The sequence below is a fragment of the Acidiphilium sp. 34-64-41 genome (assembly GCF_002282635.1).
GTDB classification, from domain to species: domain Bacteria; phylum Pseudomonadota; class Alphaproteobacteria; order Acetobacterales; family Acetobacteraceae; genus Acidiphilium; species Acidiphilium rubrum.
In genome coordinates this window covers 26,329-42,897 of record NZ_NCJX01000001.1, presented here as the reverse complement: position 1 = coordinate 42,897, position 16,569 = coordinate 26,329, and the positions used below count along the sequence as shown (strand labels likewise).

General features: G+C 64.1%; 14 protein-coding genes. 11 read left to right on the top strand and 3 right to left on the bottom strand.

Translation table 11 applies throughout. The annotated features are described in order from the left end of the window. Window positions 1–16: 16 nt before the first annotated feature. The 8 genes from B7X49_RS00215 (at window position 17) to B7X49_RS00180 (ending at window position 8,570) form a co-directional block, all read left to right on the top strand. Window positions 17–817: a type III pantothenate kinase gene (locus tag B7X49_RS00215; protein WP_029311268.1), complete on the top strand. Its 801-nt coding sequence runs from the start codon at window positions 17–19 to the stop codon at window positions 815–817. 19 nt (window positions 818–836) lie between these two features. Beyond that, window positions 837–2,501: a ribonuclease J gene (locus tag B7X49_RS00210; RefSeq protein WP_029311267.1), complete on the top strand. Its 1,665-nt coding sequence runs from the start codon at window positions 837–839 to the stop codon at window positions 2,499–2,501. Between the two features lie 248 nt (window positions 2,502–2,749). Next, window positions 2,750–3,844 (top strand): acyltransferase, encoded by a 1,095-nt coding sequence (locus tag B7X49_RS00205; RefSeq protein ID WP_286702322.1) that lies wholly within the window; start codon window positions 2,750–2,752, stop codon window positions 3,842–3,844. A 34-nt stretch (window positions 3,845–3,878) separates the two neighbouring features. Beyond that, window positions 3,879–5,243, top strand: coding sequence for a proline--tRNA ligase (gene proS / locus B7X49_RS00200; RefSeq protein WP_286702321.1), 1,365 nt, complete (start codon window positions 3,879–3,881; stop codon window positions 5,241–5,243). Continuing rightward, complete coding sequence (locus B7X49_RS00195; RefSeq protein ID WP_286702320.1) at window positions 5,243–6,490, top strand: lipoprotein-releasing ABC transporter permease subunit; 1,248 nt, start codon at window positions 5,243–5,245, stop codon at window positions 6,488–6,490. The genes proS and B7X49_RS00195 overlap by 1 nt, the downstream gene beginning before the upstream one ends. Continuing rightward, entirely contained in the window at window positions 6,483–7,160 is a 678-nt protein-coding gene (locus tag B7X49_RS00190) for an ABC transporter ATP-binding protein (RefSeq protein WP_286702319.1), read from the top strand. Before B7X49_RS00195 ends, B7X49_RS00190 begins: the two co-directional genes overlap by 8 nt. 17 nt (window positions 7,161–7,177) lie before the next feature. After that, a complete protein-coding gene (locus B7X49_RS00185) occupies window positions 7,178–8,116 on the top strand; it encodes an alpha/beta hydrolase (RefSeq protein WP_286702318.1) in 939 nt (312 codons plus the stop codon). Next, a complete protein-coding gene (locus B7X49_RS00180) occupies window positions 8,106–8,570 on the top strand; it encodes a phosphate-starvation-inducible PsiE family protein (protein WP_286702317.1) in 465 nt (154 codons plus the stop codon). Before B7X49_RS00185 ends, B7X49_RS00180 begins: the two co-directional genes overlap by 11 nt. Before the next feature lie 131 nt (window positions 8,571–8,701). On the opposite strand, the gene B7X49_RS00175 is transcribed toward B7X49_RS00180, so the two are convergent. After that, entirely contained in the window at window positions 8,702–10,489 is a 1,788-nt protein-coding gene (locus B7X49_RS00175; RefSeq protein ID WP_286702316.1) for an ABC-F family ATP-binding cassette domain-containing protein, read from the bottom strand. 65 nt (window positions 10,490–10,554) lie between these two features. Between B7X49_RS00175 and B7X49_RS00170 the strand changes: the two genes are divergently transcribed. Further along, on the top strand, window positions 10,555–12,156 hold the full coding sequence (locus tag B7X49_RS00170) for an NAD(P)/FAD-dependent oxidoreductase (protein ID WP_286702315.1): 1,602 nt from the start codon (window positions 10,555–10,557) through the stop codon (window positions 12,154–12,156). Between the two features lie 206 nt (window positions 12,157–12,362). Here B7X49_RS00170 and B7X49_RS00165 read toward each other — a convergent pair whose 3' ends face one another. Both B7X49_RS00165 and B7X49_RS00160 read right to left on the bottom strand, forming a co-directional pair. Beyond that, window positions 12,363–13,133, bottom strand: a complete 771-nt coding sequence (locus tag B7X49_RS00165; protein ID WP_286702314.1) for an exodeoxyribonuclease III — start codon at window positions 13,131–13,133, stop codon at window positions 12,363–12,365. A gap of 12 nt (window positions 13,134–13,145) precedes the next feature. Beyond that, complete coding sequence (locus B7X49_RS00160; RefSeq protein ID WP_408735552.1) at window positions 13,146–13,475, bottom strand: HesB/IscA family protein; 330 nt, start codon at window positions 13,473–13,475, stop codon at window positions 13,146–13,148. A gap of 144 nt (window positions 13,476–13,619) precedes the next feature. Here B7X49_RS00160 and B7X49_RS00155 point away from each other — a divergent pair, with 144 nt between their 5' ends. Beyond that, on the top strand, window positions 13,620–14,759 hold the full coding sequence (locus B7X49_RS00155) for a deoxyguanosinetriphosphate triphosphohydrolase (protein WP_286702313.1): 1,140 nt from the start codon (window positions 13,620–13,622) through the stop codon (window positions 14,757–14,759). A gap of 8 nt (window positions 14,760–14,767) precedes the next feature. Beyond that, window positions 14,768–16,558 (top strand): arginine--tRNA ligase, encoded by a 1,791-nt coding sequence (locus B7X49_RS00150; RefSeq protein WP_286702312.1) that lies wholly within the window; start codon window positions 14,768–14,770, stop codon window positions 16,556–16,558. The last annotated feature ends 11 nt before the right edge of the window (window positions 16,559–16,569 follow it).

Genomic DNA, 16,569 nt, shown 5'->3' with positions numbered 1-16,569 from the left:
GCGAGAGCCAAACCGCATGAAACTGGTAATTGACGCCGGGAATACCAATATCGTGTTTGCTGTGCACGACGGCATCGCTTGGCGCGGCACCTGGCGCATCGCAACCGATGCGCAACGCACCTCCGATGAATACGGCGTCTGGCTCGGCTTCCTGTTGGAGCGAAACGGTATCGCCATCGCCGATCTGAGCCGGGCAATCATCGGCACCGTGGTGCCGGCCGCACTCTATCACCTGCGCCGGCTCTGCCGCGACTGGTTCGGCATCGAGCCGCTGATCGCCAGCGCCGGGCTCGATTGGGGATTCACGATTGCGGTGGATAACCCGAACGAAGTCGGCGCCGATCGTCTGCTGAACGCGCTCGCCGCCCACCAGACCTATGGCGGCCCGTTGATCGTGGTTGATTTCGGCACGGCAACCACGTTCGACGTGGTAGACGCATCCGGCGCCTATATCGGCGGTGCCATCGCGCCCGGCATCAACCTCTCCGTCGAGGCGCTGCACCAGGCGGCCGCCCGCCTGCCGCGCATCGGCATCGGCCGGCCGCAGCGGGTGATCGGCACATCGACCATCCCGGCCATGCGGTCGGGTATCTATTGGGGCTATGTCGGGCTGGTCGAAGGCCTGATCACGCGGATCGAAGCCGAATACGGCCGACCCATGAAAACCATCGCGACCGGCGGCCTCGCCCCGCTCATCGCCGAGGGCAGCCCCCGCATCGAACGCACCGACCCGGATTTGACCCTTGAAGGGTTGCGCCTGCTCAGCCTGCGCAACCCCGCCCCGCCATTGCGCAACCGCGAGCCTGACAACGACTGATGATGAAAGATCGATACGAATGAACCAAACTTCCAAAGGCCAGATCACGTCGGGCCTGACCTTCACACCGCTCGGCGGCACCGGCGAGATCGGCATGAACCTGAACGTCTACGGGCTCGACGATGCCTTGCTCGTGGTCGATTGCGGCATGGGCTTCGCAGGGCCCGAAGCGCCGGAAGCCGAACTGCTGGTCCCCGATCCCGCGTTCCTGAAAGCCAATCGCGAGCGCATCCGCGGCCTCGTGATCACCCATGCCCATGAAGACCATATCGGCGGCATCGCCCGCATCTGGGACAGTCTGCGCTGCCCGATCTACGCGACGCCCTTCACCGCCGCGTTGATCCGCTACCGCCTGAGCGAAGCCGGGCTGCTGCGCACGGTGCAGATCCACGAAATCAAGCCGGGCACTGGCTTCGAGATTGCGCCGTTCTCGCTGCAATACATCCGCATGGCGCACTCAACGCCGGAAGCCCAGGCGCTGGCCATCACCACACGCCTCGGAACCATCCTGCACACTGGCGACTGGAAACTCGACCCCGAACCCCTGGTCGGCCCTCCGACCGATGAAGCCGCCCTGCAGGCGCTGGGCGACAAGGGCGTGCTGGCGATGATTTCAGACAGCACCAACGCCCAGGTCGAAGGTCATTCCGGCTCCGAAGCCACCGTGCGCAAAAGCATGACCGCGCTGATCGCCGGGCTGAAGGGCAGGGTGGTCGTCACCTGCTTCTCCAGCAACATCGCCCGAATCGACACCGTGGTGAAAGCCGCCCTGGCGGCCGATCGCCATGTGGCGCTGGTCGGCCGCAGCCTCGCCAAATATGTCGAGGCGGCTCAGGAAGTCGGCTACCTGCAGGACCTGCCCGATTTCGTGCCCGAGGACGAAGCCGGCCGTATCCCCGACGATAATCTGCTCATCCTCGCTACCGGCAGCCAGGGCGAAAAACGCTCGGCACTCGCCCGGATCGCGGCCGATACCCACCGCAACATCGCGCTGGGCGAAGGCGACACCGTGATTTTCTCATCGCGCCAGATCCCCGGCAACGAACGCGCAATCGGTGCGGTGCAGGACGATCTGGTCCGCGCCGGCGTCAATGTCATGACCGCGGACGACCATATGGTGCATGTCTCCGGCCACCCGGCGCGCGATGAACTCCGCCGTCTCTATCGTCTGGTCCGCCCGAAATACATCATCCCGACCCATGGTGAATGGCGCCACATGGCCGCACAGGCCGACCTTGCCGAAGCCGAAGGCATCAGCACGCTGTTGCTGGAAGATGGCGATGTCGTCCGCCTCGGGCCGGGCGAACCCGAAGTCGTCGATTCGGTGCCGGTCGGCCGCCTCGCGGTCGATGGTGATCGCCTGGTCCCGATGCAGGGCGGGGTGATGGCTGCCCGCCGACGCATGATGTTCAACGGCGTCGTGGTCGGCAGTATCGCGGTCGATAAATCCGGTCGCGTCAAAGGCGGCGCCCAGATCACCGCACCCGGTCTGTTCGAGGCGGATGATACCGCGCTCGGCGCGCTGGAAGCCGATTTCGTCGCGAGTTTCGAGGAGCTTCCCGCCAGCCTCCGCACCGATCGCGGGTCGGTCAAGGAAGCGGCCCAGGCTGCTTTGCGTCGCGTGCTCGGCCGCCGATTCGGCAAGCGCCCGATGGTTGATGTTCACGTCATTCAGGTCGGGTGATCGAAAAATAGGCGGTTGACGATTGCATAATTTGGAACGGCCTACTTAATATGCAAATATCGTCTGGATGTGCATTTTTTATGAATAATCCGCCCTGATTTAACTTTACGTGAGCGATGCTGCGATGCATCATGCGTCATAGAGTGAAGGTTGGTTCTTTACTCTGCCGTGTGACTGGCGTTTCCTCCCTGAACTTGGCCCGCTGGCCCTATGGTCGGCGGGCTTTTTTCTGGCCATAATCCAAATACATGAACAAGACACGCGAATTGACGGATCTGACCGCCTGCCGCGCGCTCTTCGCGCTCTGGGTGTTCGCCTATCACGCCAACCTCCATGCGCAGTTCAGCCGCTGGCTGGGGCCGCTCGGTGCCGTGATCGATCACGGTTATCTCGGCGTCGATGGTTTTTTTGTCCTCTCAGGTTTTATCCTCACCCGGGTGGACAATAAAATTCCGCTCACAAGGCAAGGGCTGCTGCACTTCTGGGGCAAGCGACTCGCCCGGCTCTACCCGGTGCACCTCGCGGTCATCGTACTGCTCGGCGCCATTTTCATCGGTGGTGTCGCCATCGGCATCACGCCGCGCCATCCCTACCGGTTCGGAACCCTGGCGCTAATCGAAAACCTGGCGCTGGTCCAAAGCTGGGGCGGCCTGCACCATTGGACATGGAACTACCCCTCCTGGTCGATCAGCACGGAATGGGCGGGCTATCTGCTGTTTCCGTTTATGGTCGCAAGTCTTGCGATATTTTTCAATCTCGCCGTCGTCGCCGCCATGCCGCTGTGTTTTTTCATCCTCTGCGTGGTGGCCTTTGTCTATCACGGCCTGAATCTCACCTTCGCCGCTTCGATGCTGCGCTTCTTTCCCGAATTCATCGCCGGCATGGCAACCGTCACTATCGTGCCGATGCTGGCCGATGAAGCTTCCGGCATCACGATCGGCCTGATCGGCGCCGCCCTGGCCGCTGGCTTCGCCTGGGCCGGTCACGATGCCTCGACCGTTTTCGGCCTCTGGCTGATGATCTACGGCTTTGCCATGCAGGGCGACGCCGAGCGCACCGCCTATCTTGGCCGCATCAAGCCGCTGCGTGCGCTCGGCATCATGTCCTATTCCTTCTATATGAGCTTCGCTCCGGCGGAACTGGTCACCGCGCAACTGTTCCGCCGCCTCGCCATCGCGCCCGCCCATGCGCCATTGCCCTATACCGCACTGCTCGCGCTGCTCACGCTGGGTCTCGGGATCGTGCTGCACGTGCTGATCGAAAAGCCCGCCCGCGTCGCGCTCAACCGCCGGCTTGACCCAGCAAGGGCCGAGGCTCTGGCCGAGGGCTCCGTGCCGCTGTAGGAGAACGGGCTTCAACACTCGTTCAGGACATCGCATGCGCCTCTCCCGCTCGCTCATCCCCACCATCAAGGAAACCCCCGCCGAGGCACAGATCGTCTCGCATCGGTTGATGCTGCGCGCCGGGCTGATCCGCCAGCAATCCTCCGGCATCTACGCCTGGTTGCCGGCCGGGCTGCGGGTGCTGCACAATATCGCGAACATCGTCCGCGCCGAGCAGGCACGGGCTGGGGCGCAGGAAATCCTGATGCCGACCATCCAATCCGCCGACCTCTGGCGCGAGAGCGGCCGCTACGATGCCTACGGCCCTGAAATGCTCCGTATCCGCGACCGCCACGACCGTGAGATGCTCTATGGCCCGACCAACGAGGAAATGCTCACCGCGATCATGCGCGACAGCGTGCAGTCATACCGCGACCTGCCGCAGATGCTCTATCAAATCCAGTGGAAGTTCCGCGACGAAGTCCGCCCCCGCTTCGGCGTCCTGCGCGGTCGCGAATTCTACATGAAGGACGGCTACAGCTTCGATACCGACTACGCCAGCGCCGAATCATCATACCGCCGTATGATGCTTGCATACATGCGAACGTTCCAACGGATGGGTGTACGCGCGGTACCGATGCGTGCGGATACCGGACCTATTGGGGGCGACCTGAGCCACGAGTTCCACATCCTGGCACCAACCGGAGAAAGTGGAATTTTCTACGATTCCGATTTTGAGCACATGGATTGGGTTAGGGCGCTTCCTGGCTATGATAACCCGAAAGACATCGATGCGTTTTATACTGATATAACAAATACTTACGCTGCCACTGACGAAAAGCATGACCTCACCGCCTGGGCTAAAGTGCCTGAAATTCGGCGCCGTGAGGGCCGCGGCATCGAAGTCGGCCAGATCTTCTACTTCGGCACCAAATACAGCGAAAAAATGGGTTTCTCCGTCGTCGGCCCAGACGGCGCAAAAATCCACCCCGAAATGGGAAGCTACGGCATTGGCGTCTCCCGCCTCACCGGCGCCATCATCGAAGCCAGCCACGACGATGCCGGCATCATCTGGCCCGACGCCGTCGCCCCCTTCCACACCGCCATCCTCAACCTCCGCCAGGGCGACGCCAACACAGACAAGCTCTCCGAACAGCTCTATTACGAACTAGGTGACGACGCTCTATACGATGACCGCCCAGTCCGCGCAGGTGAAAAATTTGCCGACGCCGACCTGATGGGCCACCCCTGGCAAGTCATTGTCGGCCCCCGAGGTGCCCCCAGCGGCAAATTCCAAGTAAAACGTCGCTGTACCGGCCAGATTGTCGAACATTCGGTTGAAGGCGTGCAGAACAAATACAGACGCGCGAATGAAAGAGTTAAGATGTCGATTAAAGAGTTGTTCGGGACGCCGACCTAATGTTCAACGCCTTCGAGCGCCGCGTCGCCTTCCGCTACCTGCGCGCCCGCAAGGGCGAGCGCTTCGTCTCGATCATCGCGATTTTTTCACTGATCGGCATCGCGCTCGGCGTTGCCACGCTGATCATCGTGATGAGCGTGATGAACGGCTTCCGCCAGGAACTGCTCGGTCAGATCCTCGGGCTGAACGGCGACATCGGCGTCTACGGCGCCGGCGGCAACATCAGCCAGTACGATGCGGCGGCCGGCAAGCTGATGAAAATCCCCGGCGTGATCAGCGCCATCCCGATCGTGCAGGGCGAAGTGCTGATGACCGGTCCGCACGGCGGCGCCATCGGCGGCATGGCGCGCGGCATCCAACCGCAGGGCATCGCCCAGCTGCGCACCGTGTCGCGTCACATCGTCGCAGGCTCGCTCAGCAATTTTTCGGGTAACGATATCGCGATCGGAGCCGGCGTCGGCACCCAGCTCGGCATTGCGGTCGGCGGCACCATCACCCTGGTCCTGCCGCAGGGCAACGCCACCATCATCGGCACGATTCCGCGCATCGAAAGCTTCCACGTCAGCGCCATTTTCCAGACCGGCATGGCGCAATACGATTCGAGCTTCGTCTTCCTGCCATTTCAATCCGCGCAAACCCTGTTCCGCACGCCGAACGCCGCGACCCAGATCCAGCTGTTCGTGAAAAACCCGGACAAGGATGGCCCGATCAAGGCGGCGATCCCCGGCGTGCTGTCCGGCACCCCGGTCAACATCGTCGACTGGCAGGACAGCAACAACGCCTTCTTCGCTGCGGTCAACGTCGAACGCAACGTCATGTTCCTGATCCTGACGCTGATCATCATCGTTGCGGTGTTCAACGTCGTGTCCTCGATGATCATGATGGTGAAGGACAAAACCGCCGACATCGCTATTCTGCGCACCATGGGTGCGTCGTCCGGCTCGGTGCTGCGCATCTTCTTCATGGTCGGCGCCTCGGTCGGTGTCATCGGCACCGCGATCGGGTTCATCCTTGGCGTGGTATTCTGCGCCTATATCGAGCAGATCCGACTGTTCATCCAGAACATTACCGGCACCCAGCTCTTCAATCCCACGGTCTATTATCTGGAATCACTCCCCGCGCAGCTCGAATGGCGCCAGGTGATCGAGGTGGTCATCCTCGCCATCGCCCTGTCCTTCGCCGCCACCATCTACCCAAGCTGGCGCGCCGCCCGCACCGACCCCGTGGAGGCCCTGCGCCATGAGTGAAATCCTCAACCTCGCGCATCTGGTCCGCACCTTCCACGGCGAGGGAGAGGATCTGCACATTCTGCGCGGTGCCGACCTCACGCTGCAAGGCGGTGAAATCGTCGCCCTGGTGGCACCCTCCGGCTCGGGCAAATCAACCCTGCTGCATCTCGCCGGCCTGCTCGAAAGCCCGGATTCCGGCACCATCCGCATCGGCGGCATCGATACCGCACGCCTGTCCGATTCCGAAAAGACCAGGCTAAGGCGTGATGAAATCGGTTTCGTCTACCAGGCGCACCATCTGCTCGCCGAATTCACCGCGCTCGAAAACATTGCCATTCCGCAGTTGATCGCGGGCGTTGCCAACAAAGCCGCCGCAGCGCGCAGCCTGAAACTGCTCGAAGCCTTCGGCCTTGCCAACCGCGCCAATCATCTGCCCGGCAAACTCTCCGGCGGCGAACGCCAGCGCGTCGCCATCGCGCGCGCCATGGCCAACGCGCCCAAGCTCCTGCTGGCCGATGAACCCACCGGCAATCTCGATGTCGCCACCGCCGACATCGTGTTCGGCGAATTGCTGCGCGTGGTGCGCAGCGAAAACGTCGCCGCCCTCATCGCCACCCACAACCCCGACCTCGCCGCACGGATGGACCGCGTGGTCGTCCTGCGCGAAGGTTTGCTGGTCGCATCATAACCGACGGAGGAAACATCATGGCAGACCTCGACCGCAGCGCCGCAATGGTGCTCGACCTGATCCGGCTTTCCGGCGCACCCACCACCGACGCGCTGAGCCCCGCAGACGCGCGCCTCGCCTACCGCAACGCCCGCTTCGCCCTGAGCCCGGAAGCCCCGGCGCTGGCCGAGGTGCGCGACCTTTCGGCCCAGGGCCGCACCGGCCCGATCCCGATGCGCCTGTACCGCGATGGCACCAACCCTGCCCCCCGCGCCGGCCTGGTCTATTTCCACGGCGGCGGCTGGGTGATCGGCGATCTCGATACGCATGATGTCGTCTGCCGCCAGCTTGCCCAGCGTACCGGCGCCGTCGTCATTTCGGTCGATTACCGCATGGGGCCGGAACATAAATTCCCGGCCGCGGTCGAAGACGCGATCGATGCGACATCCTGGATCGCGGGCAACGCGCCCGATCTCGGCATCGACCCGCACCGCCTCGCGGTCGGCGGCGACAGCGCCGGCGGCAACCTCGCCGCCGTCGTCGCGATCGATGCGCGCAACAACCACGGCCCCGCCATCGGCCTGCAAGCCCTGATCTACCCCTCGGTCGCCCTCGCCATGACCACGCAGAGCCACGAGGATTTCGCCGAAGGCTACGGCCTCACCCGCGCCTCCATGCTCTATTTCCGCGGCCACTACCTCCGCTCCGAAGCCGACAAACAAGATTGGCGCGCCTCGCCCACGCGCGCCGCCCACCACGAAAACCTGCCCCCCACCCTGATCATCACCGCCGGGTTCGACCCGCTGCGCGACGAGGCGGAAGACTACGCCCGCATGCTGGTCGCGTCCGGCGTGCCCGTCACCGTCAAGCGCTTCCCCGGCCAGATCCACGGCTTCATCACCATGGGCCGCATCATCCCCGAAGCGACCGACGCGATCAACGAAATCGCGGATGCCATGGCCGCCCGTGGCCTCTGAGCCGAAACCGCGCAACCGCTGGCGCGCCCTGATCTTCCGCGGCTACGACGTCGCGGTCGATGCGGTGATCATCGGCGTCATCCCGTTGATGCTGATCGCCCTGGGCTTTGCCTTCGTCGAAGCCATCATCACCACCATCCAACTCTTCCCCCAACTACGCCCCGCCAGCGTCGATGCCTTCGAACTCCGCACCCTGGTCGAACGCATCCTCGACGTCGTCATCCTGATCGAATTGTTCAACACCTTCATGGATTACGCCCGCACCCGCCGCATCCGCCTCTCGACCCTGCTCGACGTCACCATTGTGTTCTCCCTGCGCGAAATCCTGATCAAACTCTACGCCCAGACCTTCTCCTCGCGCGATCTGGTGGCACTGTGTATTCTGGTGATCGTTTTGGTGATTGCGCGGAGTATTACAATCAAGGTGTCTCCGGCTTTAAGTAAGGAAGGGTAGCAGTTCTTTTTTTTAAAAAAGAACCAAAAAACTTTTATTAGTTTGCTCCGAGGCGCTCACTCGCCACAGCCTCCGCCCCAGAGTCAAAAAGTTTTTTGCTTCTTTTTTACAAAAAAGAAGCCTTCCCTTTCTTACCCCTCAACACTCTCCCGCCGCATCTCCAACTCCAACCACTCCGCCTCCAGCACGCCCATCCGCTCATGCAACCCCGCCAGCGCCGTCATATTCGCCTGAAACTGCTCCGGCCGCTTGGTAAACAACTCGGTATCCGCAAACGTCGCTTCCAGCGTATCGATTCTGCCCTGAACCCCGGCAATCTCCTCGTTCAGCGCCTTCAACCGATGCCGATCCTTAAACGAAAACGCGGCCTTCTCGCTCACCCGCTTCGCCACCGGCCCAGCCTTGCGCACCGTCGCCGCCTCGCGCACCCGCTCACCGCGCTGCGCCAGCATGTCCGAATACCCGCCGGCATACTCCACCCAGCGCCCATCCCCTTCCGCCGCCAGGGTCGACGTCGCGATCCGATCCAGAAAATCACGATCATGGCTGACCAGCAGAATCGTCCCCGCATAATCGCTCAGCATGTCCTGCAATATATCCAGCGTCTCCAAATCCAAATCATTGGTCGGCTCATCCAGGATCAGCAAATTCGAAGGCTTCGCCAATATCGCCGCCAGCAGCAACCGCCCGCGCTCACCGCCCGAAAGCGTGCCCACCGGCGTGCGCGCCTGCTCCGGCCGGAACAGAAAATCCTTCATATACCCGATCACATGGCGCGATTCCCCGCCCACCTCGACCAGATCGCTCTTGCCTCCGGTCAGCGTATCCGCCAGCGTCCGCGCCGGATCCAGCGCCGCCCGCTGCTGATCCAGCGTCGCCACCGCCAGATTGGTCCCGATCTTGATACTCCCCGCATCCGGCTGGTCCTGCCCGGTCAGCAACCGCAGCAGCGTGGTCTTGCCCGCACCGTTCGGCCCGACAATCCCCAGCCGATCGCCCCGCAACACCCGCAACGTCAAATCCCGAATGATCACCTGATCGCCGAACGATTTATCGATCGCCTTGGCATCCATCACGATCTTGCCCGAAAGCGAGGCAGCACTGGCACTCACCTGCAATTCGCGCGTGTCGCGCTTCTCCTCGCGTTTCTTCTCCCGCAGCCCGGCCAACTCCGCCACCCGCCGCACATTGCGCTTGCGCCGCGCGGTCACGCCATAGCGCATCCAATCTTCCTCGCGCACAATCTCGCGGGCCAGCTTCTGCGCATCCCGCGCCTCCTGCTCGAACACCTCGTCGCGCCAGGCCTCGAAATGCGAAAACCCCCGATCGATCCGGTTCGTCCGCCCCCGATCCAGCCAGACGATGCTGCGCGACACCTTCTCCAGCAACCGCCGGTCATGGCTGATCAGCACAATCCCCGCCCGCGACCCGCGCAACTCCGCCTCCAGCCATTCGATCGCCGGCAGATCCAAATGATTGGTTGGCTCATCGAGCAGCAGCACATCCGGCGCCGGCGCCAGCACCTTCGCAATCGCCGCCCGCCGTGCCTCGCCGCCCGAAAGCCGCCCCGTGGTCTCCGCCCCGCTCAACCCCAGCTGATCCAGCAACCCCCGCGCCCGGTGCCCATCGGTCTCCGCATCCAGCCCATCCATCACATAATCGAGCACGGTCGCAAACGCCGACAAATCCGGCTCCTGCGGCAGATACCGCAACGTCGCCCCCGGTTGCAGAAACCGCGACCCGCCATCGGCACTGATCATATCCGCCGCGATCTTCAGCAAAGTCGACTTGCCCGACCCGTTCCGCCCGACCAGACAAATCCGCTCGCCCGCCCCCACGCCAATCTCCGCCCCATCGAGCAAGGGCGATGCGCCGAGCGCGAGCCGGATATTCTGTAACGCCAATAAGGGAGGAGCCATGGCCGCGTTGTGGCCAATCGCGCCCGATGTGGCAAGCTTCGCACAGAGTTGGTAAGTCCCCTGCCATGCTCCGCCTCACCGAAATCATCCTCCCACTCGATCATGACGATGCTGCCCTCGCCGCCGCCGTCGCCGCGCGTCTTGCCCCGGCCATCGTGCAGCATTTCACGGTGTTCCGCCGCGCGATCGATGCCCGCCGCAAAGCCGCGATCCGCCTGACCTACACGATCGACGCATCGGTCGCGGATGAAACCGCAGCCCCCACCCACGCCCATATCCGCCCTACGCCCGATACCAGCTACCAACCACCCCCGGCCAAAATGGCCCGCTCCCGCCCGATCGTGATCGGCACCGGCCCCTGCGGCATCTTCGCCGCCCTCATCCTGGCCCAGGCCGGCCTGCGCCCGATCATCCTCGAACGCGGCAAGCTGGTCCGCGAACGCACCAAGGATACCTGGGCGCTCTGGCGGCGCGGCATCCTCACCCCTGAATCCAACGTCCAGTTCGGCGAGGGCGGGGCAGGGACCTTCTCCGACGGCAAGCTCTACAGCCAGATCAGCGACCCCAACCACCTCGGCCGCAAAGTTCTCACCGAATTCGTCGCCGCCGGCGCCCCGCCCGAAATCCTCTATGTCGCCCACCCCCATATCGGCACCTTCCGCCTGGTCGGCATGGTCGAGACCATGCGCGCCACCATCGAACGCCTCGGCGGCGAATACCGCTTCGGCGCCAAAGTCACCGGCCTGCTGATCGACCAACACCCCCGCCGCGCCCGCGGCGTCGTGCTCGAATCCGGCGAAACCCTCTCCGCCGACCACATCATCCTCGCCATCGGCCACTCCGCGCGCGACACCTTCGAACTGCTGCGCGACAGCGCCGTGCATCTCGACCCGAAACCCTTCTCGATCGGCTTTCGCATCGAGCACCCGCAATCGCTGATCGACCACGCCCGCTACGGCAGCTTCGCCGGCAACCCAATCCTCGGCGCGGCCGACTACAAACTGGTCCACCACGCCAACAACGGCCGCAGCGTCTACAGTTTCTGCATGTGCCCCGGCGGCACCGTCGTCGCCGCCACCTCCGAGCCCGGCCGCGTCGTCACCAACGGCATGAGCCAATATTCCCGCAACGAACGCAACGCCAACGCCGGCATCGTCGTCGGCATCACCCCGGCCGATTATCCCAACGCCGATGGCGGCGATATCCTCGCCGGCATGGCATTCCAGCGCAGCCTCGAATCCCAGGCCTACATCGCCGGCGGCAGCACCTACCACGCCCCCGGCCAACTGGTCGGCGACTTCCTGGCCAACCGCGCCTCAACCACCCTGGGCGATGTCACCCCCAGCTACAAACCCGGCGTCCACCTGACCAACCTCGCCGCCTGCCTGCCCGACTACGCCATCGAAGCCATCCGCGAAGCCATCCCCCACTTCGCCAAAAAAATCCCCGGCTTCGACCGCGCCGACGCCATCCTCACCGGCGTCGAAACACGCACCTCCGCCCCCATCCGCATCACCCGCGGCAAAGACGGCCAAAGCCTCAACACCCCCGGCCTGTTCCCCGCCGGCGAAGGCGCCGGCTACGCCGGCGGCATCCTCTCCGCCGGAGTCGACGGCATCCGCGCGGCCGAAGCGGTGATGCGTGCGGGGTCAGGGCTAAGTGACTGAAGGCAGGGAAGGCTTCTTTTTTGTAAAAAAGAAGCAAAAAACTTTCTTTAGTTTGGTATGACAGCGTTTGTCCGGCCCGCAGTAAGTCGCGGAGGTCCTATTTTGATTTTGTGACTTTAGGCGAAATGGACTATTTTACTTCAGAATTAGCGTTTAAGAGGCATCGGGAGCGATCAGAACCGATATGTCTTGCGATCGACACAGTATTACCCCCCGATCACCACCACCACCGGCACATGATCCGAAGGCTGCACCTTATCGCGCTCCCCCTTCGCGACCACCACCGACTCCAGCCGCTCGCTCACCCGCGGCGATACCAGCGCGTGATCGATCCGCAATCCCCTATCCCGCTGCCACGCGCCGGCCTGATAATCCCAGAACGTATAGAGCGTCTCGGTCGGATGTAGCGCGCGCAACGCGTCCGTCAGCCCCAGCCAGATCAGCGCGCGAAACGCCGCGCAGCTTTCCGGGCGAACCAGCGCATCGGTCGCGGCAAGCGCGCCCTTGGCGTAATCGGCGTCGGTCGGGCACACATTATAATCGCCGGCCAGCATGAAATCACGATCGGCATCGAGCAGCCCTGCCGCATGGTCGTGCAGCTTGCCCATCCAGTCCAGCTTGGCGCGAAACCCCTCGTCACCGCCGGAATTGCCGTTCGGCAAATAAAGATTGCCCACGATGAGGTCGCGCAACTCCACCTCGATATAGCGTGAGGCAGAACCCTCCGCCTCACCGGGCAGGGCGCGCTCGCGGATGTCCACCGCTTCGCGCGATAACACCGCGACACCATTATACGATTTCTGCCCGACGATCGCGGCTCGATACCCCGCCGCCTCGAACACATCGCCCGGAAATTGATGCGCCTCGCATTTGATCTCCTGCATAAGCAGCAGGTCTGGCTGTTCGCGGGTCAGGAAATCGGCGACCAGCGCCGCCCGGGTCCGCACCGAATTGACGTTCCAGGTTGCGATCTTCATCGGAACCCCGGTTCAATCGACCGAAAAAGACGTGCCGCACCCGCAGGAGGTCTTCGCATTCGGATTGCCCACCGCGAAATACGATCCCATCAGCGTATCCTTGTAGTCGAGTTCGGCGCCGTCGAGCAGATCAAGGCTGGCCGGATCGACCACCACTTTCGCGCCATCCCGCTCGACCAGGTAATCCTCGGCGTCGATCGCGCCGGTCAGGTCGAATTTATACTGAAACCCGTTGCAGCCGCCCGCCAGCACTTCGACTCGCAGCGCAAGCGTGCCAGCCTCACCGGCCATGATGGTGGCGATGCGCGCCGCCGCGCTGTCGCTGATTTTGAATCGGTCCATGGTTTCGCTCATGCACTCTATATAGGCGCGCCACGCCGTCCCGACCAGCGCGATCGCCAAGGCTGTTTTTCGAAAAAACGGACGTCCTGCACATCCGTGATCCCCTGACTTGGAGAGCAGCGCGCACTCCTGTAAGCCACGCCCATGCTCGCGCCCTACGCTTCCCACGCCGCCGCCTCGCGCGGCCGCCAGTTCCCCGAACCCGAAAGCGCCACCCGCAGCGCCTTTCAGCGTGACCGCGATCGCGTGCTCCACTCCAACGCCTTCCGCAAGCTGCAATACAAAACCCAGGTCTTCGTCATCCACGAGGGCGATTTCTACCGCACCCGCCTGACCCACAGCCTCGAAGTCGCCCAGATCGCCCGCAGCATCGCCCGTGGCCTCGCCCTCGATGAAGACCTCACCGAAACCCTCGCCCTCGCGCACGACCTCGGTCATCCGCCGTTCGGCCATGCCGGTGAGGCCGGGTTGAACACCGCGCTCGCCGCCCATGGCGGGTTCGACCACAACGCCCAGAGCCTGCGCAGCCTGACCTTGCTCGAACGCCGCTATCCCGGGTTCGATGGGTTGAACCTCACGTGGGAATCCCTCGAAGGCATCGCCAAGCACAACGGGCCGGTGTCGGCGCCGCCCGCCTATATCGCGGCGTTCGACGCGGGCTACAAGCTCGACCTGAGCCGCCAGGCCGCCGCCGAGGCGCAGGTCGCTGCCCTGGCGGACGACATCGCCTACCACGCCCATGATATCGACGATGGGTTGCGCGCCGGCCTGTTCGACATCGACGATCTGGCAACCCTGCCCGTGGTCGGCGCCATGCTGGCCGAGGCGCGCGCCCTTACCAGCGATCCGCGCCGCGTCCGCGCCCATATGGTGCGCCAGACCATCGGCGTCTTCGTGGGTGGCGCGCTGACCGAAAGCCGCCGGCGCCTGGCCGCGCTGCAACCGGCATCGGCCGATGATATCCGCGCCGCCGATCATCCGGTGATTGGGTTCGCGGCCGATCTCGCGGCGGCCAACCAGGCGATCCGCACCTTTCTGTATGCCCGCATGTACCGCCACTGGCGGGTCAACCGCATGACCCACAAGGTCGAGGGTGTGGTGCGCGACATGGCAACCCTGTTTCTCGATCGTCCCGATCTGCTGCGCAACGACTGGCGCGACCGCGCCGCCGCGCCGCACACGGAGGCAACGGCCGCCGCCGTGCGCGACTACATTGCCGGCATGACCGATCGTTTCGCGCTCGACGAGCATCGCCGCCTGACCGACCCCACCGCTGCCGCCTGAAGGTTCCCATGTCCGATAATCTGTTCGCCGATCTGCGCATCCTGGTGCTCGACACGGTCACCGCCCTTTATCCGGATCTGGCGCCCGACTCCCTCGCGCGCATCGAAATCACCCCGACGCGCGAAGCCGCGCATGGCGATGTCGCAACCAACGCCGCGCTGATCGCCGCCAAGCCCCTCGGCCTCAAGCCGCGCGCCATCGCGGATGCGCTCGCCGCCGCGCTGCTGACCCGCGCCTTCGTCACCAAAGCCGAACCCGCCGGCCCAGGGTTCGTCAACCTCACCCTCGCACCGGCGGCGTGGCAGGCGCAGATCCCCACCATCCTGCACACCGGCGAGGCGTTCGGGGCCGGCACGCTGGGGCAGGGGGCCAAGGTCAACGTCGAATACGTCTCCGCCAACCCGACCGGTCCGCTCACCGTCGGCCATTGCCGCGGTGCCGTGGTGGGTGATGCTCTGGCCAATCTGCTCGCCAAGGCCGGCTACGATGTGACGCGCGAATACTACATCAACGACGCCGGCGCCCAGGTTATCGCGCTGGCCTGGTCGGTCTATTGGCGCTACCTGCAAGCCCTTGGCACCACCATGACCGAAGCCGATTTCGCCGCCGCGACGCCGACCGGCCTGCAATATCCCGGCGATTATCTGGTACCGCTCGGCGCACAACTCGCCGCCGCCCATGGCGATGCGCTCGCCGGCCCCGGCCGCACCGTCGCCGACTCCACACTCTGGCTCGACACCGTGCGCAGCTTCGCCGTCGCCGCCATGATGGATCTGGTCCGCGACGATCTCGCCGCCCTGAACGTGCGCCACGATGTCTTCACCAGCGAAGCCGCCTTGATCGCCGGCGGCGGCGTCATCCGTGCCGAAGCCGCCCTGCGCGCCCGCGGCCTGCTCTACGAGGGCATTCTCGAACCCCCCAAAGGCAAAACCCCCGAGGATTGGGAACCCCGCGAACAAACCCTGTTCCGCGCCACCGATTTCGGCGACGACGTCGATCGCCCGGTCCGCAAATCCGACGGCTCGAACACCTATTTCTTCAACGACATCGCCAACCACGCCGATAAAATGGCGCGCGGCTTCGATCAGATGATCGATGTCTGGGGTGCCGATCACGGCGGCTACGTCAAACGTATGCAATCCGCCGTCCGCGCCCTGTCGGGCAACGGGCCCGCGCAACTCGACATCGTGCTCTGCCAGATCGTCCGCGTCCTGAAGGACGGCGTGCCGATGCGTATGAGCAAACGCGCCGGCACCTATATCGAGCTGGCGGACCTAATCGACGCGGTCGGCCCGGATGTCGTCCGCTTCATCATGCTGATGCGCAAATCGGACGCGCAGATGGAGTTCGACCTCGATGCCGCGGTCGCCCAGACCCGCGAAAACCCGGTGTTCTATGTCCAGTACGCCCACGCCCGCTGCCGCTCGGTCCTGCGCGCGGCGGCAACCACGCCCGAACTGGGCGACACCTCGGATGCCGGCCTCGCCACCGCCGATCTCGCATCGCTCACCGCACCCGAAGAACTCGCCCTGATCCGCCGGCTCGCCGCCTGGCCGCGCCTGATCGAAGCCGCGGCCATCGCGCGTGAGGCGCACCGAATCGGATTTTTCCTGTATGATCTCGCGGGTGATTTCCACGCGCTGTGGAACGCGGGCCGCACCGAAGCCAGTTTGCGGTTCATCCAGGCCGAAGCCCCCGGGCCGACCCGCGCCCGGCTCGCTCTGGTCGCCGCAACGGCGGTGGTCATCCGCTCCGGCCTCGCGGTGATGGGGGTGGCCCCGGCCGAGGAGATGCGCTGAAAGGAACTGCG

What these genes read in the sequence shown, in the direction of transcription:
- B7X49_RS00215 (WP_029311268.1), top strand. Translation starts at nt 17, where the DNA reads ATGAAACTGGTAATTGACGCCGGGAATACCAATATCGTGTTTGCTGTG.
- B7X49_RS00210 (WP_029311267.1), top strand. Translation starts at nt 837, where the DNA reads ATGAACCAAACTTCCAAAGGCCAGATCACGTCGGGCCTGACCTTCACA.
- B7X49_RS00205 (WP_286702322.1), top strand. Translation starts at nt 2,750, where the DNA reads ATGAACAAGACACGCGAATTGACGGATCTGACCGCCTGCCGCGCGCTC.
- proS (WP_286702321.1), top strand. Translation starts at nt 3,879, where the DNA reads ATGCGCCTCTCCCGCTCGCTCATCCCCACCATCAAGGAAACCCCCGCC.
- B7X49_RS00195 (WP_286702320.1), top strand. Translation starts at nt 5,243, where the DNA reads ATGTTCAACGCCTTCGAGCGCCGCGTCGCCTTCCGCTACCTGCGCGCC.
- B7X49_RS00190 (WP_286702319.1), top strand. Translation starts at nt 6,483, where the DNA reads ATGAGTGAAATCCTCAACCTCGCGCATCTGGTCCGCACCTTCCACGGC.
- B7X49_RS00185 (WP_286702318.1), top strand. Translation starts at nt 7,178, where the DNA reads ATGGCAGACCTCGACCGCAGCGCCGCAATGGTGCTCGACCTGATCCGG.
- B7X49_RS00175 (WP_286702316.1), bottom strand. Translation starts at nt 10,489, where the DNA reads ATGGCTCCTCCCTTATTGGCGTTACAGAATATCCGGCTCGCGCTCGGC.
- B7X49_RS00170 (WP_286702315.1), top strand. Translation starts at nt 10,555, where the DNA reads ATGCTCCGCCTCACCGAAATCATCCTCCCACTCGATCATGACGATGCT.
- B7X49_RS00165 (WP_286702314.1), bottom strand. Translation starts at nt 13,133, where the DNA reads ATGAAGATCGCAACCTGGAACGTCAATTCGGTGCGGACCCGGGCGGCG.
- B7X49_RS00160 (WP_408735552.1), bottom strand. Translation starts at nt 13,475, where the DNA reads ATGGACCGATTCAAAATCAGCGACAGCGCGGCGGCGCGCATCGCCACC.
- B7X49_RS00155 (WP_286702313.1), top strand. Translation starts at nt 13,620, where the DNA reads ATGCTCGCGCCCTACGCTTCCCACGCCGCCGCCTCGCGCGGCCGCCAG.
- B7X49_RS00150 (WP_286702312.1), top strand. Translation starts at nt 14,768, where the DNA reads ATGTCCGATAATCTGTTCGCCGATCTGCGCATCCTGGTGCTCGACACG.